The organism is Geodermatophilaceae bacterium NBWT11, from assembly GCA_014218215.1.
Taxonomy (GTDB): Bacteria; Actinomycetota; Actinomycetes; order Mycobacteriales; family Geodermatophilaceae; genus Klenkia.
On the sequence record CP043652.1, the window covers coordinates 259,009 to 282,270 of the forward strand.

A 23,262-nucleotide genomic window follows, 5' to 3' on the forward strand; every position below is an offset into this window, starting at 1 on the left:
GCCGTTGCTCCATCCGGAGCAACGGCCGCTGGGCCGAACGACCGCCGCACCGCACGTGGAGACATGCCCGATCACCTGAGGACCCCCCGGGGACCCGCCCGCCCGGACGGTGCGGTGCTGCCCCCGGACGCCACCGCGCTCGTCGTGGACCCCGCGCCGCTGGTGCGCGAGGCCCTGGCGGCCCGGTTGCGTGACCTGGGGGCCCGGGAGGTCGAGGAGGCCGCCTCGCTGGAGGAGGCCCGGGTGCGGGCGCACGTCTCGGGGCCGCGGGCCCTGTGCGTGCTGGACGTCGACCTGCCCGAGGTGGGCCGGGACGCCGGTCCCGAGGGCAACCGCGGTACCGACGGGCCCCGCGACCCCGGCCGCGGCCTGGAGCTGCTGCCCACGCTGCAGGCCGACGGCTGGCCGGTCACGGTCGTGCTCACCGCGGTCACCGACCCCGCTGTCGTCCGGGCGGCCTTCCTGGCCGGCGTGGCCGGGTACCTGCTCAAGTCCTCGCCCCTGACCACCCTCACCGAGGGGCTGCGCTGCGCGCTGTCCGGTGAGGTCTACGCCGACCCCGGCATCGCCAGCAGCCTCGCGCTGGGGCTCACCCGGGCCGGCCCCGACGACGGGACCGGCGAGCTGTCGGTCCGCGAACGCGACATCCTCCGGCTCGTCGCCGAAGGACACACGAACAAGGAGATCGGTGCCCTGGTGGACCTGTCCGCACTCACCGTGAAGAGCCACCTGTCCCGCATCGCCCGCAAGCTGGGCACCGGCGACCGGGCGCACATGGTCGCCCTCGGGATCCGCAGCGGGGTGATCGCGTGAGCGAGGAGACGGTGACCCCCGTCGAGGAGCCCGAGTCCACCGCCGTCCCCCTGCTGGCCCCCCGCGACGGGCTGACCCCGGTGATCGAGACCTCCACCGCGCTGGTCGGCTACGCCGGGGCGCTGGCCGCCGGCAGCGGGCCGGTGGCCGTCGACGCCGAGCGGGCCTCGGGCTACCGGTACGGGCAGAAGGCCTACCTGGTGCAGCTGCGCCGTGCCGGGGCCGGGACGGGGCTGATCGACCCGGTGCCGCTGCCCGACCTGAGCCCGGTGCAGCAGGCCATCGGGGACGCCGAGTGGGTGCTGCACGCCGCCAACCAGGACCTGCCCTGCCTGGCCGAGATCGGCCTGGTGCCCACCCGGCTGTTCGACACCGAGCTCGCCGCCCGGCTCACCGGTCAGCCCCGGGTGGGGCTGGGCGCGGTCGTGGAGTCCCTGCTCGGGTTCAGCCTGCAGAAGGGCCACTCCGCCGCCGACTGGTCGACCCGTCCGCTGCCGGCCGACTGGCTGGTCTACGCCGCCCTCGACGTCGAGGTGCTCGTCGACCTGCGGGACGCCCTCGCCTCCATCCTCGAGGAGCAGGGCAAGACCGAGTGGGCCCGGCAGGAGTTCGCGGCCATCCTCGCCGCCGGACCGGCTGCCCCGCGGGTCGACCCGTGGCGGCGCACCTCGGGCATGCACGGGCTGCGCAGCCGACGGCAGCTCGCCGTCCTCCGGGCCCTGTGGGAGGCCCGTGACCTGCTGGCCCGCCGCCGGGACGTGGCGCCGGGCCGGGTGCTGCCGGACTCGGCGATCGTGGCCGCGGTCGCGGCGGACCCCAAGAGCGACGCCGAGCTGTCGGACCTGCCGGTCTTCCGCGGCCGGGCCAACCGCAAGCTCGCCTCGACCTGGTACGCCGCGCTGCAGAAGGGCCGCGCCGTCCCCGACGGCGACCTGCCGCCGCACAGCCTGCCCGGCGACGGCCCGCCGCCGGTGAACCGCTGGGCCGACCGCGACCCCGCGGCGCACAAGCGGCTGCAGGCCGCCCGCGCCGGGCTGGCCGCGCTCGCCGAGCAGTGGACGGTGCCGGTGGAGAACCTGCTGACCCCGGACCTGGTGCGCCGGCTGATGTGGAGCCCGCCCGCCGAGGTGACCCCGGAGGCGGTCGCTGCGTTCCTGCGCGAGGGCGGCGCCCGACCCTGGCAGGTCGAGCTGACCGTCGACCCCCTGACCGAGGCCGCCGCCACCGCCTGACGAGGAGGGCCGCTCCTCGTCCGGCGGTCAGCGGAACTTGTGGGTCAGGGAGTCCATGGTGCGGGCGACCTGGGCGATCTTGACGTGGCTGATGCCGCCGGTGGCCCCGGCGGCCAGCATCGCCTCGTGTGCGGCTCGCAGGGTGGCCCACACGTCGTCGGCCGGGCCCTCGAGGGTGGTGCCGAGGGCGCCCACCTCGTAGCGCAGCCCGGACGCCTGGACCACCGCGATGGCGGCCTCGACGTGGGCGTGCGGGTCCTCCGGCGTCCCGGGCGGGGACGGCGCGACCTGGATCTCGGCGATCACGGTGTCGCTCACTGCTGCTCCCCCACCGGCACGGAGACGTCGTCGCGGTCGACGATCTTGGACGCCCACTCGACGATCCGCCGGGCGAGGTCCTGCTCGGTGAGGCCGTGCTCGGCGAGCACCTCGCTGCGGCTGCCGTGCTCGAGGAACTGCTGGGGCAGGCCCACGGTGCGCAGCGGGACGTCGCACTCGGCGTCGCGCAGCGCGGTGGCCAGGGTGTCCCCCACGCCGCCGGAGCGTCCGCCGTCCTCGACGGTGACGACCAGCCGGTGCTCGGCGGCCATCGCGACCAGCTCGGGCGAGGCGGGCAGCACCCAGCGCGGGTCGACGACGGTGACGTCGATGCCCTGCCGGGCGGCCCGCTCGGCGGCAGCCAGGCCCATCGGCACCAGCGACCCGCAGGCCACCAGCAGCACCTCCCGGGCCTCGGAGCGGCGCAGCACGTCGACCGGGCCGCGGCGCTCCAGCGAGGGGATGTCCGGCGGGACGGCGCCCTTGGGGAAGCGCAGCACGGTGGGCCCGTCGGCGACCGCGAGGGCCTCGCGCAGTGCCTCGGTGAGGGTGGCCTCGTCGCGCGGCATGGCCATCCGCAACCCGGGGACGACCGCGCAGATCGAGGTGTCCCACATGCCGTTGTGCGAGGCGCCGTCGGTGCCGGTGACCCCGGCCCGGTCGAGCACGACGGTGACCGGCTGGCGGTGCAGCGCGACGTCCATCAGCAGCTGGTCGAAGGCCCGGTTGAGGAACGTCGAGTAGATCGCCACGACCGGGTGCAGGCCGGCCATCGCCAGTCCGGCGGCCGAGGTCAGCGCGTGCTGCTCGGCGATGCCGACGTCGAAGGTCCGCTCGGGGAACCGCTCGGCGAAGGGGGCCAGCCCGGTGGGGTGCAGCATCGCCGCGGTGATCGCGACGACGTCGGAGCGCTCCCCGCCGATCTCCACCAGCTCGTCGGAGAACGCCGAGGTCCAGTCGCGGCCGGCCGCGGCGGAGGAGACCCCGCTGTCGGGGTCGAAGACGCCGGTGGCGTGCCAGGCGTCGATGAGGTCGGTCTCGGCCGGGGCGTACCCGAAGCCCTTGGTGGTCACCGCGTGCACGATCACCGGACCACCGAAGGCCCGCGCCCGGCGCAGCGCGGACTCCATGCCGGCGACGTCGTGGCCGTCGACCGGGCCGACGTACTTCATGCCCAGGTCCTCGAACATGCCCTGCGGGCTCAGGACGTCCTTGAGGCCCTTCTTGATCGCGTGCAGCGCGTCGTAGAGAGTGCTGCCGACGACCGGGGCCTTGGTGAGGGTCTGCCGGACGGCGTCGAGCACCTGCTCGTAGCCCGGCCGCAGCCGCAGGGTGGCCAGCGCGTCGGCCACCCCGCCGATCGTCGGGGAGTAGGAGCGGCCGTTGTCGTTGACCACGATCACCACCGGCCGGTCCTGCGCGGCGGCGATGTTGTTCAGCGCCTCCCAGGCCATGCCACCGGTCAGCGCGCCGTCGCCGATCACGGCCACCACGGGCCGGACGTCGCCCCGGACGGCGAAGGCCTTGGCCAGCCCGTCGGCGTAGGACAGCGAGGTCGAGGCGTGGCTGTTCTCGACCCAGTCGTGCTCGCTCTCGGCCCGGGAGGGGTACCCGGACATGCCACCGCGCTGGCGGAGGCCGGTGAAGCCCTCGAGCCGGCCGGTGAGCAGCTTGTGCACGTAGGCCTGGTGGCCGGTGTCGAAGACCACCGGTTCGCGCGGGGAGTCGAAGACCCGGTGGATGGCGATGGTCAGCTCGACGGTGCCCAGGTTGGGGCCCAGGTGTCCGCCGGTCTTGGCCACGTTGGTCACCAGGGCGTCACGGATCTCGGCGGCGAGCACCGGGAGCTGGTCGGGCGCCAGTGCCCGCACGTCGGCGGGCCCGGTCACGGAACGGAGCAACGACACGGCGGGAACGGGTCCTTCCAGAGGGGGTGGAGCGAGATCGACTGTAGCCGCGGGGGCCGGACCGAGCCGGGTGGTCAGAGGCGGGGCACCCACCGCTCCCCCCGCAGCGCGCCCCCCACCATCTCCACGCCACGGGCCGCCGCGGCCAACCGGGCGCCCTCCCGCTCGTACGCCGAGACGGCCGCCTCCATGGCCTCCGGGGGCAGGTCGTCGGCCAGCTCCACCCGCACCGTGCGCCAGCCGGCGCGGGCCGCCTCGAGCCCGGCGGTCACGTGGTCCCCGGCGAAGCGGGCCAGCAGCACCGGGTAGCGGCGCAGCACCTCGTGGGCGCGGTACTCCGGGGGCACCAGGTCGTACAGCCAGGCGATGGCGGTGCGCTCCCAGTCCGGGGCACCCGGCGGGCGGACCTCCGCGGGCCAGCCGGGCGGGGCGGTGCCGTCCCGGCCCAGCCCCTGGCGGGAGGGCTCGGCGCGGCCGGTCGACGTCACCACCCGAGTGTGCACCGGCGGTCCGACACCGGTCAGGACAGCAGCGCCGTCCGGAGGTCCTCCCCCACCGACCGGGCCGCCGGACCCGACGGGTGCACGCCGTCGTCGCTGTCGCCGGGGGCGTACCCGCCGTCCGGGGCCCGGACGGCGGTCATCGGGTCCACCCACTGCCAGCCCTGCTCCCGGGCGAGGCGCTGCAGCCGGCGGTCCAGCGCGCGCACCTCCGGGCCCCGGCCGTCCTCCGGCGCGACCGCCGAGAGCAGCACCCGCGGCACCCCGGCGGTCCCGGCGATCGCCACCAGGTGGTCGAGCACCTCGTCGGTGGGCACGTCGAGGTCGACGTCGTTGTTCCCGGCCATCAGCACCAGCACGTCGGCGTCCATCGGCTGCACGCCCGCGGCCATGTCCGCCGTGGTGGCCCCCGCGTGCGCCCAGCCGCCGAGCACGTCCACGCCGTCCCCGGTCGCCCACCAGGCCCAGGAGTCCTCGCCGATCTGCCCGGTGTCGAAGTCCGGGCTGTCCGCCTCGGTGATCGAGTCGCCCACGGCCACCACCCGCAGCACCGGGGACGACGCCGGCACCGCCCGCGGCGTCGCGACCGGCGCGGCACACCCGGCGAGCACCAGCACCCCGCCGACCAGGGCCGCCGCCCGCCTCACCGGGCACCGGACCCGGCGTGCTCGCGGACCGGCGCGGAGGCGGCCGGGCGGGCCCGCCGTCCGGCCAGCACGGCGCGGACCAGCCGCACTGCCTGGGCCGGCCCCAGGTACGGCAGGTAGGCCCGGGAGACCGCGCGGGCGATCCGCGGCAGGTCGGCCGGCCCGGGGTAGACCAGCCACAGCGCACGGTGCCGGGGCTGGAACTTGGCCTTGAACGCCAGCAGGGAGCGGAACCCGTAGACCGGCTCCATCCACCGCCCGGTGGTCTCCAGCAGTCGGGCCAGCAGGGCCGCCTCCGGCTCGCCCCCGGGCAGCGCCAGCGGGGCGCCGGACAGGCTGCACCACAGCGCACCCTCGGCCTGGAAGGCCAGCGCCGCGGTGCCGACGAGGAACTCCGTCGTCCCGGGCGGGCAGCCCGGTGCCCGCCGCATCAGGTCCAGCGTCCAGCCGACCGGCACGCCGTCGCGGTGCGCGGGCAGCCAGCTGGTCACCCCGTGCACCCGCCCGTCCGGGGCGAGGGCCAGCAGGCACCGGACGGCGGGGTCGGCGAGCTCGTCCAGCCCGCCCAGGGTGAACCCCATCTCGGGGAGCCCCTTGCCGGCCAGCCACTCCTCCGACGCGCGGGCCACCTGCTCGCGCAGTGCCAGCGGTGCGCTCGCCCAGGTCACCCACCGGGCCTCGACGCCGTCCCGGGCGGCCCGGTTGACCGCCGTCCGCACGTCCTGCCAGCGCTTGCCCACGAAGGCCAGCTCGCCCAGCGGCAGCCAGGTCTCCGACGCCACCTGCACCCGGTGCGCCCCGGGCAGGGAGGTGGTGACGGCGTCGGCGGTGTCGCCGGTCACCGAGTACCAGCACGGCGTCCAGCCCCGGGCGGTGCACCAGGCGGTGAACCCGGCGACCGCCTCGACCCGGGCCGCGGGCGGGCCGACCGGGTCCCCGGTGGTCAGCGCGACCCCGCCGACCACCCGGAACGCGACGGCCGCGGACCCGTCGGGGGTGAACCACCAGCGGTTGCCCACCCAGGTGGTCATGAACGACAACGGGCCGTCGCCGTGCCGGTCGACCAGGGCGCGGGCCCGGGCGGCGTCCCCCCGGGGCACCGCCGGGCGCACGACGGCCCACGCGGTGCCCAGCAGCACCGCCCAGCAGGCCACCCCCGTCCAGTCGGCCAGCACCCGGGCGGGCCCGTGCAGCGGGACCAGCCGGGGTGCCACCTCGCCCAGCCACCCCGGGGGCAGCAGCCGGGCGGGGAGGTCCAGCAGGAGCCGGCCCACCCCGGGCGGGTGCGCCCAGTCCCCCGCCAGCAGCGCCCCGGTGGCCAGGTACCCGGCCACGACCGCGGCGAGCCCGGCACCGGCCAGCACCGACCACCGGCGGGCGGTCCCCGGGGCGGCCGGGACGGCGAACCGCGACCGGGTCGACAGCAGGAGCCCCAGCACCGCGCCGGGCGCGACCACCGGAGCCCACAGCGACACCGCCGGCAGGCTGGAGCGGTCGGCGCCCAGCGCGGTGAGCGCGTCGGCGGGGTGGCCGAGCACCGCGACCACGACGACGACGCCGACCAGCGCGAGGGCGGCGGAGAACAGCACCGCACCGACCCAGGCCGCCCGTCGTCCGCGCCGGAGCCCCTCGGCGAGCACCAGCTGCACCACCACCGGCAGCACCGAGAGCAGGGCGGGCCCGGGGCCCGCCAGGTGCGCCCGGGCCAGCAGCACCCGGCAGGCTGCCCGGTCACCGCCGCCGGCGCAGACCCGGTGCAGCACCTCCGCGGACGGGCGTCCGGAGACGAAGAGGTGGGAGACCACCGCCCACGGGCCCTCCGGGGTCCGCGACAGCGCGGCGAGCAGCGGACCGACCGCCGCGGCCGCCACGATGAGCGCGACCAGGGCCCGGGACTCCCGGCGGCTCACCGGGCCGCGGTCGGGTGACCGGCCCCGCCGCCGGGCCAGCACGACCCCACCGACCAGCCCGAGCGCGGCGCCGGCAGCGCGGTGCACGTCGCCCGCCGTGCCGGAGTAGAGCACCAGCATCGAGAGCACCACCCCCAGGCCCAGGCGCAGCCGGCGGCGGCCCAGCGGCGAGGCCCACGCTGAGGCCGCCGCGACGGCGGCCAGCACCCCGGGCAACGGCCCGGTCACGCCGGCCCCGGCGAGCAGGCCACCCCACCGGTCCCCCGTCCCGGCGAGGGCGGCCACCACCCCGGTGCCCACCAGCCCGGCCCCCACCTGCCCCGCGACGAGGGCGAGGCCGGTGCACCGGGTGCCCCAGCGGTGCTCGACGGGGCCCAGGAGTGCCACCACCACCAGCGCCGTCCCCAGCGCGGTGCGCGGGGTGGCCGCGGTGGGCAGTGCGGTCAGCAGCGTCCACCAGCGACCGGCGGACAACGGGCCGACGCCGGTGGCCCAGGAGGCCGGCGAGCCGAGCACCGCGCCGGCCAGCAGGGTGCCCACCAGCCCGGCGGTGAGCGGCACCCGGCGCAGCACCCCGGTCACGACGGCAGACCGGTGTGCGCCGCCAGCCAGGGGAGGGCCTGCTGGAAGCCCGGGCCCCACACGTCCCAGGAGTGCCCGCCCGGGATCTCCGTGCTGGTGACGTCGACCCCGGCGGCCCGCAGCGCAGCGGTCACCTGACGGGCCTGCGGGCGGTACTCGTCGTCCCCGGCGCCGACGGTGAGGTACGCCGAGAGCTCCGGGTACCGCCGGGCGGCGAGTTCGTGCAGCGGGTCGACGGCGTCGAAGGCCGCGGTGTCGCCGCCGAAGGTGGCGGCCACCGTGGCGGTGGCATCGCCCAGGGTGGGGCCGGCCTGGCCCGAGGCGTCGAAGAAGGTCGGGAACAGGCCGGGGTGGGCAACGGCGAGCTGCAGGGCGCAGGTGCCGCCGTAGGAGAACCCGCCGACCGCCCAGTGCGCACGGTCGGGGTCCACCTGCAGCGTGTGGGTGATCCAGGCCGGCACGTCCTGGCTGAGGTAGGTGTCGGCCTTCCCCAGCGCGGAGTCCAGGCACAGCGGGTTGGTGACCTCCCCGCCCAGGTCGTCGGGCATCACCACCACCGGTGCGAGGCCGTGGTGGGCGTCGGCCCAGGCGTCCAGCCGCTGGGCGATGCCGCCGCCGTCGATCCAGTCCCGGGGGCTGCCCGGCTGGCCGCCGAGCACCACCCACACCGGCAGCAGCGGCCGGTGCGCGGTGAGGTACGCCGGCGGCAGGTAGACCCAGGCGGCCCGGGCCGGGAAGCCCGAGGCGGTCGCCGGGATCGTCACCTGGGACAGCGCCCCGGTCGTCGGCACGTCCCCCGGCGGGGTCCAGTCCGCCGGGGTCACCGGTGCGGCGGTGTCGCCGGTGAGCACCTCCTGGGCGTCCACCTCGTCGTAGGGCGGCAGCTGCAGGGCTGCGGCCACGGTGGGGTACGGCTGGTAGACCCGGTTGACCCCGTTGGCGGCGCCGAGCACCACGGCGAGGACGGCGACCACGGTCAGCGCCCGCCGCCACCAGCGCTGCCCGGGCCAGGACACCACGGCCAGCGCGAGACCGAGCAGGCCCAGGCCGATCCACAGGAAGACCAGCCACGGCAGCCCGTCCGGGAACGGCTTCAGCACCCGGAGCAGCACCCACACCAGACCCAGGCCCAGGCCCGCGACCAGCACCGCGAGCGGCACCCGGCGGGTGAGCCACCGACGGCTGCGGTGCGAGGTGACGAGCACGAGCAGCCCGACCACGACCGCCAGCACCAGCGCGGTCGCCAGCGGACCGGTCACCAGGTGCAGCCCGGTGAACCAGCGCCACGCCCGTCCGGCCACCGGGTCCTCCTCCCGTGCGGGTGGTCCGGTCGACCGCCCGGCAGGAAGGTCGGCCGCGGTGCTGGGGGGTCCCTGCACGCCGGTGGTGAGCTGGCTGCGGGTCGGGGTCCCCAGCGAGGGTGCAGCCGGTCCCCAGCCGCACGCCAGCCCGGCGGCCCACCTTGCGGCCCGTGACCCTCGTTGACGTCCGGCCGCCCGCGCCGGTGCCCGCCCCACCGCGGGCCCGCCGCCGGGCGCGTCCCGACCGGGTGGCGCTGGGCCTGCTGCTGGCCGGGACGACCGCGCTGTACACGGTGGCGCTGCCCCGGTCGGGCTGGGGCAACGCGTTCTACGCCGGGGCAGCCCAGGCCGGGGCGGCGAGCTGGCGCGCCTGGTTCTACGGCGCCTCGGACGCCCCGGGCTCGATCACCGTGGACAAGCCCCCGGCCGCGCTGTGGGTCATGGGCCTGTCGGTGCGGCTGTTCGGGCTCTCGAGCTGGTCGCTGCTGGTGCCCGAGGCGCTGATGGGCGTGGCTGCGGTGGCGGTGCTGGCGGCCACCGTGCGCCGGCTGCTGGGCCCGTGGCCGGGGGTGCTGGCCGGCCTGCTGCTCGCCCTCACCCCGGTGGTCACCCTGGTCTTCCGGTACGACAACCCCGATGCGCTGCTGACCCTGCTGCTCGTGCTGGCCGGGTGGGCCACCAGCCGGGCGCTGGAGGACGGCCGGACCCGCTGGCTGCTGTTGGCCGGGGTGGTCGTCGGGTTCGGGTTCCTGACCAAGTCGCTGCAGGCGTTCCTGGTGCTGCCCGGGCTGGCCGGTGCGTACCTGGTCGCCGGTCCGCCGCGGCTGCGTCGTCGGCTGGGTCAGCTGGTGCTCGCCGGGGTGGCCCTGGTCGTCGCGGCCGGGTGGTGGCTGCTGGTGGTCGCGCTGGTCCCCCGGGCCGACCGGCCGTGGGTGGGCGGCACCGCCGACGACAGCCCGCTCGGCCTGGCCCTCGGCTACAACGGGCTGGGCCGGCTCGACGGCGACGAGTCCGCCGGCGGCGCCGGGCTGCACCACGGGCCCAGCACCCTGGGCCGGTTGTTCGGCAGCGCCGGCGACCAGGCCGGGTGGCTGCTGCCCACCGCGCTGCTGGCCCTCGTCGCCGGGCTCTGGCTGGTCCGCCGGGCCCCGCGCACCGACCGGGTGCGGGCCGCGCTGCTGCTCTGGGGCGGGTGGCTGCTGGTCAGCGCCGTGGTCCTCGGGCTGATGAAGGGCATCGAGCACAGCTACTACGCGGTGGTGCTCGGTCCCGCGGTCGCCGCGCTGGTCGCCGTCACCGGCACCCTCCTGTGGCGCCGACGCGACCGCACCGCCCGGGTGCTGCTGGCCCTCGGCGTGCTGACCGCGGTCGCCTGGGCCGCCACCCTCGTCGTGCTGCGGATCGGTGGGTCGCTCGGGCTGGTCCTCGCGATCGCCGCGACCGGCGGGCCGGCCGTCGTCGGGCTGCTGGGGCGGCGGCGCACGTGGGTGGCCGGACTCGCCGTCCTGGCGGTGTCCCTGGGGCCGCTGGCCTGGTCGGTGGGCACCGCCGCCCGGGCGCACACCGGCAGCAACGTGGTCGCCGAGCCTCCCCCGCGGACGGCAGCCGGCTGGTCGGCCCCCCGCCGGGACGGCGCGGGCATCAGCGAGCGCGCACTGCGGCTGATCGAGCAGGGCGCCGAGGGCTGGACCTGGGCCGCGGCGACCACCGGGCACCACGGCGCCTCGATCCAGCTCGCCGCCGGCGTCCCGGTGATGGACGTCGGCGGCTTCGCCGGCCAGGACCCCTCCCCCACGTTCGACCAGTTCGTCGCCGACGTCACCGCGCACCGGGTGCACTGGTGGGTGGCCGGGCTCTCCGGCGGCCCCGACGCCCTGCGGATCCAGACCTGGGTCGCCGCGCACGCCACCCGGGTCCCGGCCGGGGAGACCACCCTGTACGACCTGTCCGCCCTGGCGACGGGCTGATCGCAGGGGTCAGGGACGGAGCGGCTCCAGCAGCGCCACGCACTCCACGTGCGCGGTCATCGGGAAGGCATCAAAGGCCCGCAGGCCGGTGACCGACCAGCCGGCCTCGGCGAACACGGCCACGTCGCGGGCCAGGGACGCCGGGTCGCAGGCCACGTAGACGACGGCCCGGGCGCCGGAGTCGGCGAGCACGGCGCTGACCTCCCTGCCGGCACCGGCGCGCGGCGGATCGAGGACGACGACGTCGGGCGGGCCGTCGAGCTCGGCCAGCAGCCCGGTCAGCCCCTCGGCGTCCACCGCCCCCTGCCAGACCTCGGCCTGGGGCAGGTCGGACAGGTTGTCCGCAGCCGCGGCGCAGGCCCCGGCGTCGTACTCGACGCAGACCACCTGCCCCCCGACCCCGACACCGGGGGCCAGCGAGCCGCCGAACAGGCCGGCGCCGGCGTAGAGGTCCAGCACCCGCTCGCCCTCGACGACGGCGGCGTACCCGGCGACCGCCCCCATCAGGGCGTCGGCCGCGGCCGGGTGCACCTGCCAGAAGCCGGTGCCCTCGACCTGCCAGTCGCGGTCCCAGGCACGGCGTTCGGCCCGCTGCCCGTCCGCGGCGGCGGCCGCGGGCGGCCGGACCACCTTCGTGGACTGGGCGTGGCCGCGACGGTCCAGCCGGGTGGTGGTGACGCCGCCGACCGAGTCGACGGCGACGTCGACCGCCCCGGCGCCGCCCCAGGTGCGGCCCAGCACCGCCGCGACCGCCGGCTCGACGGTGATCGGACAGTCGCTGAGCACGTGCACGTCCCGTGAGCGGTGCGGCCGCAGGCCGGGGCGCCCCTCGCGGTCGACGGCGAACCGGGCCCGGGAGCGCCAGCGCAGCGCGCCACCGGGCAGCTCCTCGACGTCCAGCGACACGTCCATGCCGGCGAGGCGGGCGAACTGCTCGGCGATCACGTCGCCCTTGAGGCGGCGCTGGGCGACCGGGTCGACGTGCTGCCAGTCGCACCCGCCGCACCGGCCGGGGCCGGACTCCGGGCAGGGTCGCTCGACCCGGTCCGGGGAGGCCTCGAGCACCTCGACGGCGTCGGCGCGGCAGTAACCCGGGTGCCGGTCCTCGGTGACCGCGACGACGACGCGCTCGCCGGGCAGCGCGTGCCGGACGAAGACCACCCGGCCCTCGTGCCGGGCCACGCAGTGTCCGCCGTGCGCGACCGGCCCCACGGTGACCTCGAACCGCTCCCCCAGCCAGGAAGGCCCCTGGTCCCTCACGCGCTGTCCGGGTCGTCCACGATGCCGCGCCGCAGGTCGCCCGGGGCGGGGCCGGCGTTGCGCTGGAGCTCCTCGTCGCGGTCCCGCGACCCCTCCAGCTGCCAGGGCACCGTCGTGATCATCACGCCGGGCTGGAACTGGAGCCGGGAGCGCAGCCGCAGCGCGCTCTGGTTGTGCAGCACGTTCTCCCACCAGTGGCCGACCACGTACTGCGGCACGAAGACGACGACGAGCTCGCGCGGGCTGTCCCGGCGGATGTCCTTGACGAAGTCGACGACCGGGCGGGTGATCTCCCGGTAGGGCGACTCCAGCACCGTCAGCGGGATCGGGATGTCGTAGCGGTCCCAGTCGGCCTGCAGCGACCGGGTGTCGGCGTCGTCCACGTTGACCGTCAGCGCGGTGAGCTGGTCGGGGCGGGTGGCCCGGGCGAACGCCAGCGCCCGCAGCGTCGGCTTGTGCACCTTGTTGACCAGCACGACCGCGTGCACCTTGGAGGGCAGGGTGCGGGAGTCTCCGCTGGGCACGAGCTGGTCGGCGACGTGGGTGTAGTGCCGGTTGATCTGGCGCATGAGCAGGTAGATGAACGGCATCACCAGGATGACCAGCCACGCGCCCCGGGTGAACTTGGTGAGCACGATGATGACCAGCACGACGGTGGTGAGCGACCCGCCGATGGTGTTGATCACCTGGGAGCGGCGCATCTGCTTGCGCTCGGCGCCCTCGGCGGTCTTCATCTCCCGGTTCCAGTGCCGGACCATGCCCCACTGGCCGATGGTGAAGCTGGTGAACACCCCGATGATGTAGAGCTGGATCAGCCGGGTGGAGTCGGCCTGGAAGGCCACGATCAGCAACGCGGCGAACCCGGCCAGCAGCAGGATGCCGTTGCTGTACACCAGCTTGTCGCCGCGGGTGTGCAGCTGCTTGGGCATGTAGCGGTCCTGGGCCAGCACCGAGCCCAGCAGCGGGAAGCCGTTGAACGCGGTGTTCGCGGCCAGGATCAGCACCAGCGCGGTGGCCGCCTGGATGTAGAAGAACCCGATCGAGGTGTCCCCGCCGAAGACGGCGCTGGCGACCTGGGCGATGACCGTGCGCTGCGGCTCGGTCTCGCAGTTCGTGAACCCCTCGAGGTCGCAGGGGAACTCGGCGTACTTGACCCCGGAGAACAGCGCGAGCGCGGTCACGCCGGCGAACATCGTGGCGGCGATCCCGCCCATCAGCGCCAGCGTGGTGGCCGCGTTCTTCGACTTCGGGGGCTTGAAGGCCGGCACCCCGTTGGCGATCGCCTCGACCCCGGTCAGCGCGGTGCAGCCCGAGGCGAAGGCGCGCAGCGCGAAGAACAGCAGGGCGACGCCGGTGAGGTTGTCGAAGCCCGGCTCCGGCGTGATCGTGTACGCCGCGCTCTCGGCGACCAGGGAGGCGTCCCGGAAGAAGTACTCGATGAACCCGGTGACGATCATGACCATGATCCCGGCCACGAACAGGTACGTGGGGACGGCGAAGCTCTTGCCCGACTCCCGCAGGCCCCGCAGGTTCGCCGCGGCCAGGAACCCGACCAGGACGACGGCGATCAGCACGCGGTGCTGGGCCAGCTGCGGGAACGCCGAGATGATGTTGTCGGTGCCGGCGCTGACCGACACGGCCACGGTGAGCACGTAGTCGGTGAGCAGCGCGCTGGCGACCACCAGCGAGGCGAACCGGCCGTGGTTCTTGGCCGCGACCTCGTAGTCCCCGCCGCCGGAGGGGTAGGCGTGCACCACCTGGCGGTAGGACAGCACCACCACGACCAGCAGCAGGACGACGGCGACGGCCAGCCAGGGCGCCAGGAACAGGAACGCCGTCCCCGCGAGGGTCAGCACGATGAGGATCTCCTGGGTGGCGTAGGCCACCGAGGAGAGCGGGTCGCTGGCGAAGATCGGCAGCGCGAGCCGCTTGGGCAGGAGGGACTCGCCGGCCCGGTCGCTGCGGACGGGACGCCCGAGGACCAGGCGCTTGGGGAGTTGCCCGAGGTCGGACAGCGAAGGCACGAGCGGATGGTACGGACGGTGCGTGCGCGGACCCGCCCGACGGACCGCGGTCGTGTCGTGCAGCGGGTGTACGTTCGCGCGCTGTACGCCTCGGCGGTCCACGCCGGGGGGCCGGACCCGCGGGGAGAACCTCAGTGCACGTGGTCGTCATGGGCTGCGGTCGGGTCGGCTCGGCCATCGCCCGCCGTCTCGAGGAGATCGGCCACAGCGTCGCGGTCATCGACCAGAACGCCGAGGCCTTCCGTCGCCTCGGCCCGGAGTTCGAGGGCCGCCAGGTCACCGGCCTGGGCTTCGACCGGCAGACGCTGCTGGACGCCGGCATCGACTCCGCCGGGGCGTTCGCCGCGGTCAGCAGCGGTGACAACTCCAACATCATCGCCGCGCGGGTGGCCCGGGAGACCTTCGGCGTCGAGCACGTCGTCGCCCGGATCTACGACTCCAAGCGGGCCGAGGTCTACGAGCGGATGGGCATCCCCAGCGTCGCCACCGTCCCGTGGACGGTGAACCGGCTGATGCGCGAGCTGCTCAGCGTCAAGGTCACCGAGATCTGGCGCGAGCCCACCGGCAAGGTGCTGCTCATGCGGGTCACGGTCACCGACGGCTGGGTCGGCCGCCCGCTGGCCGACCTCGAGCGCGCCACCGGCGCCCGCGCCGCCTGGCTGGTCCGCTTCGGCGACGCCCAGCTCCCCCGCGCCAGCACCGTGCTGCAGACCGGTGACCACCTCGTGGTCGCCGCCACCGACGACATCGCCGCCCAGGTGCACGACGCGGTCGAGAACGTCCCCGCAGGAGGACAGCACTGATGCGCATCGCCATCGTGGGGGCCGGCGCGGTCGGCCGGTCCATCGCCGGGGAGCTGCTGGGCAACGGGCACACCGTGATGCTCATCGAGAAGAACGGCGCCAAGGTGCGCGCCAAGTCCGTCCCCGGCGCCGAGTGGGTGCAGGCCGACGCCTGCGAGGTCACCGCGCTGGAGGAGGCCAACCTGTCCAGCTGCGACGTGGTCATCGCCGCCACCGGCGACGACAAGGCCAACCTGGTCGTCTCGCTGCTGGCCAAGACCGAGTTCGCGGTCGCCCGGGTCGTCGCCCGGGTCAAGGACCCGCGCAACGAGTGGCTCTACACCGAGGCGTGGGGCGTCGACGTCGCCGTCTCCACCCCGCGGGTGCTCGCCGCCCTCGTCGAGGAGGCGTTCACCGTCGGCGACGTCGTCCGGCTGATGAGCTTCCGCAAGGGCGCGGCCAACCTCTCCGAGATCACCCTCGCCGAGGACACCCCGTGGGTGGGCCGTCCGCTCCGCGACGTGCCGCTGCCCCGGGAGACCGTGCTCACCGCGATCCTGCGCGGCGAGCGGGTCATCACGCCCACCCCCGACGAGCCCCTCGAGGCCGGGGACGAGCTGCTGTTCGTGCTGCACGGCGATGTCGAGGAGGAGCTCCAGCGCCTGCTCTGCCGCGACGGCAACTGTTGAAGGACCCCGGTGCCCCCCACCCCTCGCTGACGCTCGGGGCGGGACCCTGCACCGGGGCCGCGTTCCAGGCGGTTACGTGGCCCCGGCGGCGGGAGGCGTGCGGTGGCGGTGCAGGCGGGCGACGGCCCACAGGGTGACGACGAGCGCCACGGCGGTCACCGGCAGCCCGAGCACCAGGGACGCGGTGCCGAGCAGCTCCACCTGGTCCTGCCAGTACAGGACCCCCTGGACGGCGAAGCGGACCAGGAAGGTCATCGCCCACATCAGCGTCAGCCAGGAGTAGGCCCGGACCATCCGCCGGTCGGTGCGCCAGTGCCGCTCGGCGACGGCGTCGGGCTCCTGGTCGGCCGGCGCGGCACCCGCGGCGGCCTTCTCCTTGAGCCGGCCGGACAACTTCCCGCCGCCCATGCTGTCGCGCAGGCTGTGCGTGGCCATCGACCCGAGGTGGCTGGGGGCCAGGAACTCCGCGGCCACCCCGACCAACGGCCAGCGCACCACGATCGAGCCCAGCAGCACCACGCCGAGCGCGGCGTTGCGGATCAGGCCGGGGACGAAGAAGTCCCGCGCCTCCCCCGACACCCGGGCGATGGCCACCGCGATCGCGACGCCGATCAGCCCGGAGAACGCCTGCTGCACGCTCTCCTTGCGCACCAGCCGCAGCCCGAAGACCAGCACGGCGGCACCGACCGCGGCCCAGATGCCGACGGTCAGCCCGCCGATGGAGTTGGCGACGACGAAGGCGATCGTGGGCAGCGAGACGTCGATCATCCCGCGCCAGCCGCCGAGCTGGTCCAGGACCATCTGACGGTCGACCACCGGGGCCTTGCGGCCGTCGGTGGAGCTCACCCGGCGCTCAGCTCGTACCAGGGGTTGTAGACGACCTGGCGCCCCTCGAAGGAGGCGAACCGGCCGCGGGCGGTGAGCGTGCGGCCGGGCTCGATGCCCGGGATGCGCCGGCGACCCAGCCAGACCAGCGTCACCGAGCCCGAGCCGTCGAACAGCTCGGCCTCCAGGGTCGGCACGGTCTCCCGCGGGGTGTAGACGACGGACTTGAGCCGCCCGGTCACGGTCACCACCTGCCCCTTGCGGCAGGCGCTGACCGGCTCGCACCCGGCCGTGGCGACGTCGGACTGCAGCTCCTGGGCGTCGATGGTCCGGTCGTCGGCCGTCAGCTTGTGCAGCTTGCGGGACAACCAGCTCGGCGCGCGGGTCTCGGTCACGGCCCCAGCGTAGGACGGTGCGGGCCCGCTGTCCGGTGTCGGTCCAGCCACGTCGTGGTGATCTGCCAGGCAGGTCCGGCCACGTCGATGACCACCATGTGGTCGCCGTCGACCAGCGCGACCTCGGCGGCGGGGTCCACCTCGGCGTACCGCCGGCTCTGCTCCGGCGGCACGGTGGTGTCGGCCTCGCCGTGCACGCACAGCACGGGCACCCCGGTGGGGGCCATTCGGGTCGGGGACGCCGCGGCGTACCGGTCCGGGTGCTCGGCGGGCGAGCCGCCCAGGAAGTCCGTGACCGCGCCGTCGCCCATCCGCTGACCGGCCGCGAGCTCGAGGTCGAGCACGCCGGCCTGCAGCACCGCCGCGGTGACCCGGGTGCGCGGGTCCGCGCCGGGGGCTCCGGCGGGGAGCAGGTGCCGGCCGGCGGCCCAGCCGGCCAGGTGGCCACCGGCGGAGTGCCCGACGACGGCGAGCACCGAGAGGTCCAGCCGGTCGGCGTCGGGGAGGTCGGGCAGCAGGTCCAGCGCCGCGGCGACGTCGTCCAGGGTCGTGGGCCACCCGCCGCCGGTGCCGACCCGGCGGTACTCGACGGCGACGGCGGCCCAGCCGCGGGCGGCCAGGTCGGCGGCCAGCGGCCGGGCCAGGTCGACCCCGTAGGCCGCGCGCCAGAACCCGCCGTGCAGGACGACGGCCACCGGCGCCGGGTCCGACCCGGCCGGCAGGGTGAGCTCGAGGAACTGCTGCTCGTCGGCCCCGTAGGCGTGGGTGGTGGTCACGCGGTAGGCGGCTCGGGGAGCGTGGCGGCCGGCCGCGCTCCCGCGGCGGGCGCGCCGGCCTTGGCCGCCGCCTGCTGGCGGGCGACCTGCTCGGCCGCCTGCGGGGGCAGGGTCATCGGCAGCTGCTCGCGCACCGGCATCGGCTCGGACCCCCGGACGACGACGATCCCGCGGAAGGCGTCCTCCAGCGCGGCACCGGCCTCCGGGCTCTCGGCAGCGGCCTCCGGGCTCTCGGCAGCGGCGCCGCTGATCATCCCGCGCAGGAACCAGCGCGGACCGTCGACGCCGATGAAGCGGGTCGCCCGCGCCACGGGCTGGGGCGGCGTCGTCTGGCCCGGCTGCTGCGGCGGGGTGGCCCGCACGTGGCCGGCCAGCTCGGGGCCGAAGGGCCCGTCCTGCTCGGTGAGCGAGCCGCCCTGGCCGCTGGCGCTGGTGGCCAGGTCGGCGCGGACGCCGTCCCAGATGCCGCCGGCGCGCGGCGCGGCGAAGGCCGACACCTGCAGCAGCGAGTCCCCGGCGCGCAGGCTGGCGCCGATCACCTTCTGACTGGCGTTCACGTCGACCCGCAGCTCCATGCCGGGCACCGCGGGCAGCTTCAGCGACCCCAGGTCGACCCGGGTGACGCCGTCCTCGGGGGCGTCGGCGGAGTCCCACGGCCCGGTGGTCTCGTCCTGCTCGCGCTCGCGCACCTGCGGCTCCGGGGGCACGCCCCGCTCCCGCACGCTGCGCTCGATCCGGTTGCGCCGCCGTCCGAACGGCATGTCAGTCCTGCCCCTCTGTCGTGTCCGTGGTGGTGGGTGCTGTGAACCCGCCGGTCGAGCCGTGCCCGCCGGCGCCGCGCTCGCTGTCGGGCAGCTGGGCGACCGGCGTGAAGACCGCGCGGACGACGGGCTGGACGACCAGCTGGGCGATCCGGTCGCCGCGGCGGAGCCGGATCGTCGTGCTCGGGTCGGTGTTGACCAGGTTGACCCGGATCTCCCCGCGGTAGCCGCTGTCCACCGTGCCCGGCGCGTTGACCAGGCTCAGTCCGTGCCGGTGGGCCAGGCCCGAGCGGGGGTGCACGAAGCCCGCGTACCCCTCGGGGATGGCCACCGACACCCCGGTGCCCACCAGCGCCCGCTGGTGCGGCGCGAGCTCCACGTCCTCGGTGGTGACCAGGTCCGCACCGGCGTCCCCGGGCAGGGCGTAGGCCGGCGCGACCGCGCCCGGGGCGAGTGCCACCGGGACGGTCACGGTCGGTTCGTCGGGCACGACGGCGAGGCTAGACCGGGTGGCCCGGCTCACCGGGCAGGGTGGCCCGTGCCCGGGAGCGCCGTCCGCAGGTCGGCCAGCACGGCCTCGGCCAGCTGTGTGGTGGCCTTGCGGTTGCTGCGGGCGGCCAGCCCTGCGCCGATCAGCAGCGGAGCCGCCGAGGACACGTTGCGGGCCAGCCGGCGGGTGACCCGACGACGGAGCGCGTTCACCCCGGCGGAGCCGATCTGGGCGATCAGCCCGCCGGTGCGTGCCCCGCCCTCTACGGCCCGCTGCTGGGTCCAGGCGGTCAGGTAGGCCCCGGCCCGCGAGCGCGCGTCCCCGGTGGCGGGCCGGCCGTAGAGCTCGTGCAGCTCGCCGATGAGCACGACCTCCACAGCGGCCACCAGCACGGTCTCCGCGCCCAGCTCCAGCGGCAGGGCCACCAACGAGGGGGTGGCGAACCACTGGGCGGCCGTGAGCCCCCCGGTGGCCGCGCCCACCCCGGCGGTCAGCCGGGCGGCGCGGGCGACCAGCCGGTCGGCGATCTCGCCGTCGGTGGACCCGGGGTGGGCGGCCCGGATCTTCTCCCGGTCCCGGATCGGCAGCCGCGGGGCCGCCGTGCGGAGCAGGTCGGTCAGCACCGTCCCGGGGTGCCAGCCCGAGCCGGTGGAGTCCTCCGGCGCCCGGGCCGGGCCGTCGTCCGTGCCGGTCCGCGCGCCGCGGACGGCCGAGGCGACCGCTCCGACGACGTCCTTGAGCGTGTCGGTCGGCTTGGCCTTCGCGGTCGAGCCGTCGGCGGCCTCCCGGTCGCCGAGGAGCCCGGCGACGGCGTCGGCGAGGGACCGGGCAGCACCGCCCAGTCCCCCGCCCGCCGTCTCCTCGCCCGCGGGCGCACCGGCGACCGGGCGTGGCCGCGGGACGTCCCGGGCCGGCGCGGTCCGCGGCGTCCCGTCCTGCGTCGGTCCCCCGGTCACCGTCGGGCGGTCAGGCGCAGTCGCGGCAGACGAGCTGGTCGCCCTTGGTGCTGGCCAGCCGGCTGCGGTGGTGCACCAGGAAGCAGCGCGAGCAGGTGAACTCGTCCTCCTGCTTGGGCAGCACGCGGACGGTCAGCTCCTCGTTGCTGAGGTCGGCGCCGGGCAGCTCGAGGGCCTCGTTGTAGTCGGTCTCGTCGACGTCGACCGAGGAGGACTGCGCCTCGGCCCGTCGGGCCTTGAGCTCCTCGAGGCTGTCCTCGCCGGCCTCGTCGGACTCGTTGCGGCGCGGGGCGTCGTAATCGGTGGCCATGGGGTGCCCCTCTTTCCTTCGTGGTCGCGGGCCTCGTGTGCCCGCTCGTCTGGTCGCACCCCGGCCGCCTCGTGAGCGGCCATGGTGTCTGGGTCGTGCACCGCGGTCACGGCGGTCGGCGGGCCCCCCGGGTCCTCCGCGCGCACCGCTGTCCGACTCCGGCAGCCCCCCAACGCGGCGGGCGGGGACTTTGTGCCCGGCAGCGCGGTGCTCACACACCACACCGCCGCGCCGCTCCCCACACCACCGCCGACGGGTCGTCCGGGGGTGGGGCGGCGAAGGCTACCCTGCGCCGATGACCGCCGTCGTGGGTGCTGATCCAGGGGTCGTCGGCCCCTACCTGGCCACCGTCCTGGCCGATGACCGGTGGCGGGAGGTCGACGTCGACCTGATCGCCGCGGGCATGTCCAACCTCACGTACGTGGTGACCCCCCGCGGGGTCCGGAGTCCGACGCGGTGATCCTCCGCCGTCCCCCGACCGGCGCCGTCCTGGCCACCGCGCACGACATGGTCCGCGAGCACAGGGTGATCAGCGCCCTGGGGGACACCGCCGTGCCGGTGCCCCGCACGCTGCACCTGTGCACCGACACCGAGGTCCTCGGGGCGCCGTTCTACGTGATGGAGCGCGTCGTCGGCGTGCACGTGGTGGACGCGCTGCCCGCCGGCTTCGCCGACACCCCCGAGGAGCGCCGGGCGCTGGGCGACGGCCTGGTCGACGTGCTGGCCGACCTGCACGCGGTCGACCCGGCAGCCGTGGGCCTGGGCGACTTCGGTCGGCCCGAGGGCTTCCTGGCCCGTCAGGTGCGCCGCTGGACCACCCAGTGGGAGGCGACCCGGGACACCGACCGCCCCGACCTGGACGCGCTGGCCGCGCGGCTGGCTGCGACCGTGCCCGAGACCCGGCGGACCGGGATCGTGCACGGGGACTACCGGATGGACAACTGCCTGCTCGACCCCGAGGTCCCCGGCCGGGTCCGGGCGGTGCTGGACTGGGAGATGTCCACCCTGGGCGACCCGCTGACCGACCTGGGCATGCTGTTCGTCTACTGGCCCGAGGCCGGTGAGGAGCGGAAGGTGGCGCTCTCCCCGGTGACGACCCTGCCCGGCTTCCCGACCCGGCTCGAGGTCGCCGAGCGCTACGCCGCGCGCAGCGGCACCGACCTCGGTGACCTGTCCTGGTACGTGGGCTTCGCCTACTTCAAGTTCGCCTCGATCCTGGCCGGGATCGTGGCCCGCAACGCCGCCGGCGCCATGGCCGGCAAGGACGCCACGGGGTACGCCGAGAAGATCGGCCCGTGCGTCGAGCTGGGACGCGCCGCGCTCGAGGACGGTGCCGTCTGACCCCGGCCGGGCGCACTACAGTCCGCGGCACCACAGTCCAGCCCCGAGTGGAGCGCAGTTGAGCGAGTCAGGCGACCGGCCTCCCGTCCGCTCCCGCAGCGGCCGTCGTCCCATCCCGCCGTTGATCTTCCTGCTGGTGCTCGCACTGGCCGCCCTCGGCGTGTGGTGGAACGTGCTGCGCGACGCCCAGCAGGCCGAGGCCGCCCAGGCCGCCGCGTGCACCACGGCGGCCGAGGCGCCGCCGGCGCTGGACCCCGCCAGCCTCCAGGTCCGGGTCTTCAACGCCACCGACCAGGCCGGTCTGGCCCAGGCCGTGGCCGCCACCCTGCAGTCGCGCGGCTTCGTCGTCACCGAGGTGGCCAACGACTCCTCCGGCCGTGAGGTCACCGGGGTCGGCGAGCTCCGGCACGGTCCCCGCGGCAACGACGCAGCCCGTTACCTGGCGGTCTTCCTGCCCGGCGTGGGCGACCTGCCCGACACCCGGGCCGACTCCGTCGTCGACCTGGTCGTCGGCCCGGAGTTCGTCGAGCTGGCCACGCCCGAGCAGGTGGCGGCCACCCTCTCCCCCGTCGCGAGCGCCGAAGCCGCCTGTTAGGGGTGCAGCTCCTCGAGCAGCCCCTGCAGGTCGGCGGCGATGCTCGGGGCGGCGGCCACGGCCATCGGCTCGGCGAACGGGGTGTCCCGCAGCCCGCTGAGCACCAGGCCGGCCTCGGCCGCGACCAGGGCGCCGGCCGCGTGGTCCCAGGGCTTGAGGTCCAGCTCGTAGTAGGCGTCCACCCGACCGTCCGCGGCCGCGCAGAGGTCCAGTGAGGCGCAGCCGGCCCGGCGGATGTCCCGGACCCGGGTGACCAGCTCGGCGACGACGGCGCCCTGGGCGCGGCGCTGCTCGACCCGGTAGCCGAACCCGGTGGCCACGAGGGTCTGCTCCAGCGACACCGGGCTGCTCCCCCGCAGCCGCCGCGGCTGCGCGCCGGGCGAGGTCAGCCACGAGCCCCGGCCGCGCACCGCCGTCCACACCTCGCCGGAGGCGGCGTCGTGCACCACCCCGACCCGGGTGACCCCGTCGACCTCCGCGGCGATGGAGACGGCGTAGCCGGCGAAGCCGTACAGGAAGTTGACCGTGCCGTCGATCGGGTCGATCACCCAGCGCACCCCGCTCGTCGACTCCCGCGCGGCGCCCTCCTCGCCCAGCACTCCGTCGTCGGGGCGGGCGGCCAGCAGCCGGTCCACCACGAGCTGCTCGCTGGCCCGGTCCACGGCGGTCACCACGTCCACCGGGCTGCTCTTGGTGTCCACCTGGGCCGACGCGGTCGCCCGCCCCGCGGCGACCAGCTCGGCGGCCTCGGCAGCGGTGCTGCGGGCCAGGGCGAGGAGGTCGTCGAGCAGCTGGTCGTCGGGGGTCTGGACCGGTGTCGTCGTCACGACGGGTGATCCTGCCGGAGTCGGTGCACACCAGCAGCGGTGAGGATCACTAGC

At 75.9% G+C, this 23,262-nt stretch carries 21 protein-coding genes and 1 pseudogene; 7 read left to right on the plus strand and 15 right to left on the minus strand.

Annotation, left to right across the window (positions count from 1 at the left end):
* Window positions 1–63 precede the first annotated feature (63 nt).
* A complete protein-coding gene (locus F1C76_01220; GenBank protein ID QNG35413.1) occupies window positions 64–813 on the plus strand; it encodes a response regulator transcription factor in 750 nt (249 codons plus the stop codon).
* Window positions 810–2,045, plus strand: a complete 1,236-nt coding sequence (locus F1C76_01225; GenBank protein QNG35414.1) for a ribonuclease D — start codon at window positions 810–812, stop codon at window positions 2,043–2,045. The genes F1C76_01220 and F1C76_01225 overlap by 4 nt, the downstream gene beginning before the upstream one ends.
* 27 nt (window positions 2,046–2,072) lie before the next feature.
* Here F1C76_01225 and F1C76_01230 read toward each other — a convergent pair whose 3' ends face one another.
* The 6 genes from F1C76_01230 to F1C76_01255 all read right to left on the minus strand — a co-directional run bounded on the left by F1C76_01230 (window position 2,073) and on the right by F1C76_01255 (window position 9,177).
* A complete protein-coding gene (locus F1C76_01230; GenBank protein QNG38917.1) occupies window positions 2,073–2,351 on the minus strand; it encodes a thiamine-binding protein in 279 nt (92 codons plus the stop codon).
* Between the two features lie 8 nt (window positions 2,352–2,359).
* Window positions 2,360–4,270, minus strand: a complete 1,911-nt coding sequence (dxs, locus tag F1C76_01235; protein QNG35415.1) for a 1-deoxy-D-xylulose-5-phosphate synthase — start codon at window positions 4,268–4,270, stop codon at window positions 2,360–2,362.
* A gap of 74 nt (window positions 4,271–4,344) precedes the next feature.
* Complete coding sequence (locus tag F1C76_01240; GenBank protein QNG38918.1) at window positions 4,345–4,719, minus strand: hypothetical protein; 375 nt, start codon at window positions 4,717–4,719, stop codon at window positions 4,345–4,347.
* A 71-nt stretch (window positions 4,720–4,790) separates the two neighbouring features.
* Window positions 4,791–5,672, minus strand: a complete 882-nt coding sequence (locus F1C76_01245) for a hypothetical protein (GenBank protein QNG35416.1) — start codon at window positions 5,670–5,672, stop codon at window positions 4,791–4,793.
* Window positions 5,414–7,909 (minus strand): DUF2156 domain-containing protein, encoded by a 2,496-nt coding sequence (locus F1C76_01250; GenBank protein QNG35417.1) that lies wholly within the window; start codon window positions 7,907–7,909, stop codon window positions 5,414–5,416. The genes F1C76_01245 and F1C76_01250 overlap by 259 nt, the downstream gene beginning before the upstream one ends.
* Window positions 7,906–9,177, minus strand: coding sequence for an esterase family protein (locus F1C76_01255; GenBank protein ID QNG38919.1), 1,272 nt, complete (start codon window positions 9,175–9,177; stop codon window positions 7,906–7,908). The genes F1C76_01250 and F1C76_01255 overlap by 4 nt, the downstream gene beginning before the upstream one ends.
* A gap of 287 nt (window positions 9,178–9,464) precedes the next feature.
* Here F1C76_01255 and F1C76_01260 point away from each other — a divergent pair, with 287 nt between their 5' ends.
* Window positions 9,465–11,177, plus strand: coding sequence for a DUF2029 domain-containing protein (locus F1C76_01260; GenBank protein QNG38920.1), 1,713 nt, complete (start codon window positions 9,465–9,467; stop codon window positions 11,175–11,177).
* 9 nt (window positions 11,178–11,186) lie between these two features.
* Here the strand turns inward: F1C76_01260 and F1C76_01265 are convergent, their stop codons facing one another.
* Window positions 11,187–14,612: a class I SAM-dependent RNA methyltransferase gene (locus tag F1C76_01265; GenBank protein ID QNG38921.1), complete on the minus strand. Its 3,426-nt coding sequence runs from the start codon at window positions 14,610–14,612 to the stop codon at window positions 11,187–11,189.
* Between F1C76_01265 and F1C76_01270 the strand changes: the two genes are divergently transcribed.
* A complete protein-coding gene (locus tag F1C76_01270; protein QNG35418.1) occupies window positions 14,596–15,264 on the plus strand; it encodes a TrkA family potassium uptake protein in 669 nt (222 codons plus the stop codon). The two genes, F1C76_01265 and F1C76_01270, sit on opposite strands and share 17 nt — an antisense overlap.
* A complete protein-coding gene (locus F1C76_01275) occupies window positions 15,264–15,932 on the plus strand; it encodes a TrkA family potassium uptake protein (protein ID QNG35419.1) in 669 nt (222 codons plus the stop codon). The genes F1C76_01270 and F1C76_01275 overlap by 1 nt, the downstream gene beginning before the upstream one ends.
* Window positions 15,933–16,004: 72 nt before the next feature.
* Here the strand turns inward: F1C76_01275 and F1C76_01280 are convergent, their stop codons facing one another.
* From F1C76_01280 to F1C76_01310, 7 genes are read right to left on the minus strand one after another with little or no spacing between them, the layout of a single operon-like run.
* A complete protein-coding gene (locus tag F1C76_01280; protein QNG38922.1) occupies window positions 16,005–16,733 on the minus strand; it encodes a DUF3159 domain-containing protein in 729 nt (242 codons plus the stop codon).
* Window positions 16,734–16,774: 41 nt separating this feature from the next.
* Window positions 16,775–17,152 carry an OB-fold nucleic acid binding domain-containing protein gene (locus tag F1C76_01285; GenBank protein QNG35420.1) on the minus strand — a complete coding sequence of 126 codons (378 nt, stop codon included), beginning with the start codon at window positions 17,150–17,152 and terminating at the stop codon, window positions 16,775–16,777.
* Entirely contained in the window at window positions 17,149–17,928 is a 780-nt protein-coding gene (locus F1C76_01290) for a prolyl oligopeptidase family serine peptidase (protein ID QNG35421.1), read from the minus strand. Before F1C76_01290 ends, F1C76_01285 begins: the two co-directional genes overlap by 4 nt.
* The gene (locus tag F1C76_01295; GenBank protein ID QNG35422.1) at window positions 17,925–18,689 is read right to left on the minus strand and encodes a DUF3710 domain-containing protein; all 765 of its coding nucleotides are present in this window, start codon (window positions 18,687–18,689) and stop codon (window positions 17,925–17,927) included. The genes F1C76_01290 and F1C76_01295 overlap by 4 nt, the downstream gene beginning before the upstream one ends.
* A gap of 1 nt (window position 18,690) precedes the next feature.
* The gene (locus F1C76_01300; protein ID QNG35423.1) at window positions 18,691–19,179 is read right to left on the minus strand and encodes a dUTP diphosphatase; all 489 of its coding nucleotides are present in this window, start codon (window positions 19,177–19,179) and stop codon (window positions 18,691–18,693) included.
* Between the two features lie 29 nt (window positions 19,180–19,208).
* Complete coding sequence (locus tag F1C76_01305) at window positions 19,209–20,135, minus strand: hypothetical protein (protein ID QNG35424.1); 927 nt, start codon at window positions 20,133–20,135, stop codon at window positions 19,209–19,211.
* A 10-nt stretch (window positions 20,136–20,145) separates the two neighbouring features.
* On the minus strand, window positions 20,146–20,445 hold the full coding sequence (locus F1C76_01310) for a DUF4193 domain-containing protein (protein ID QNG35425.1): 300 nt from the start codon (window positions 20,443–20,445) through the stop codon (window positions 20,146–20,148).
* Between the two features lie 295 nt (window positions 20,446–20,740).
* On the opposite strand from F1C76_01310, the pseudogene F1C76_01315 reads away from it, so the two are divergent.
* Together F1C76_01315 and F1C76_01320 are read left to right on the plus strand one after the other, a co-directional pair.
* Window positions 20,741–21,786, plus strand: a pseudogene (locus F1C76_01315) (phosphotransferase family protein).
* Window positions 21,787–21,844: 58 nt separating this feature from the next.
* A complete protein-coding gene (locus tag F1C76_01320; protein ID QNG35426.1) occupies window positions 21,845–22,381 on the plus strand; it encodes a LytR family transcriptional regulator in 537 nt (178 codons plus the stop codon).
* Here F1C76_01320 and F1C76_01325 read toward each other — a convergent pair.
* Entirely contained in the window at window positions 22,378–23,208 is an 831-nt protein-coding gene (locus F1C76_01325) for an inositol monophosphatase (GenBank protein QNG35427.1), read from the minus strand. The genes F1C76_01320 and F1C76_01325 overlap by 4 nt on opposite strands.
* Window positions 23,209–23,262: the final 54 nt, after the last annotated feature.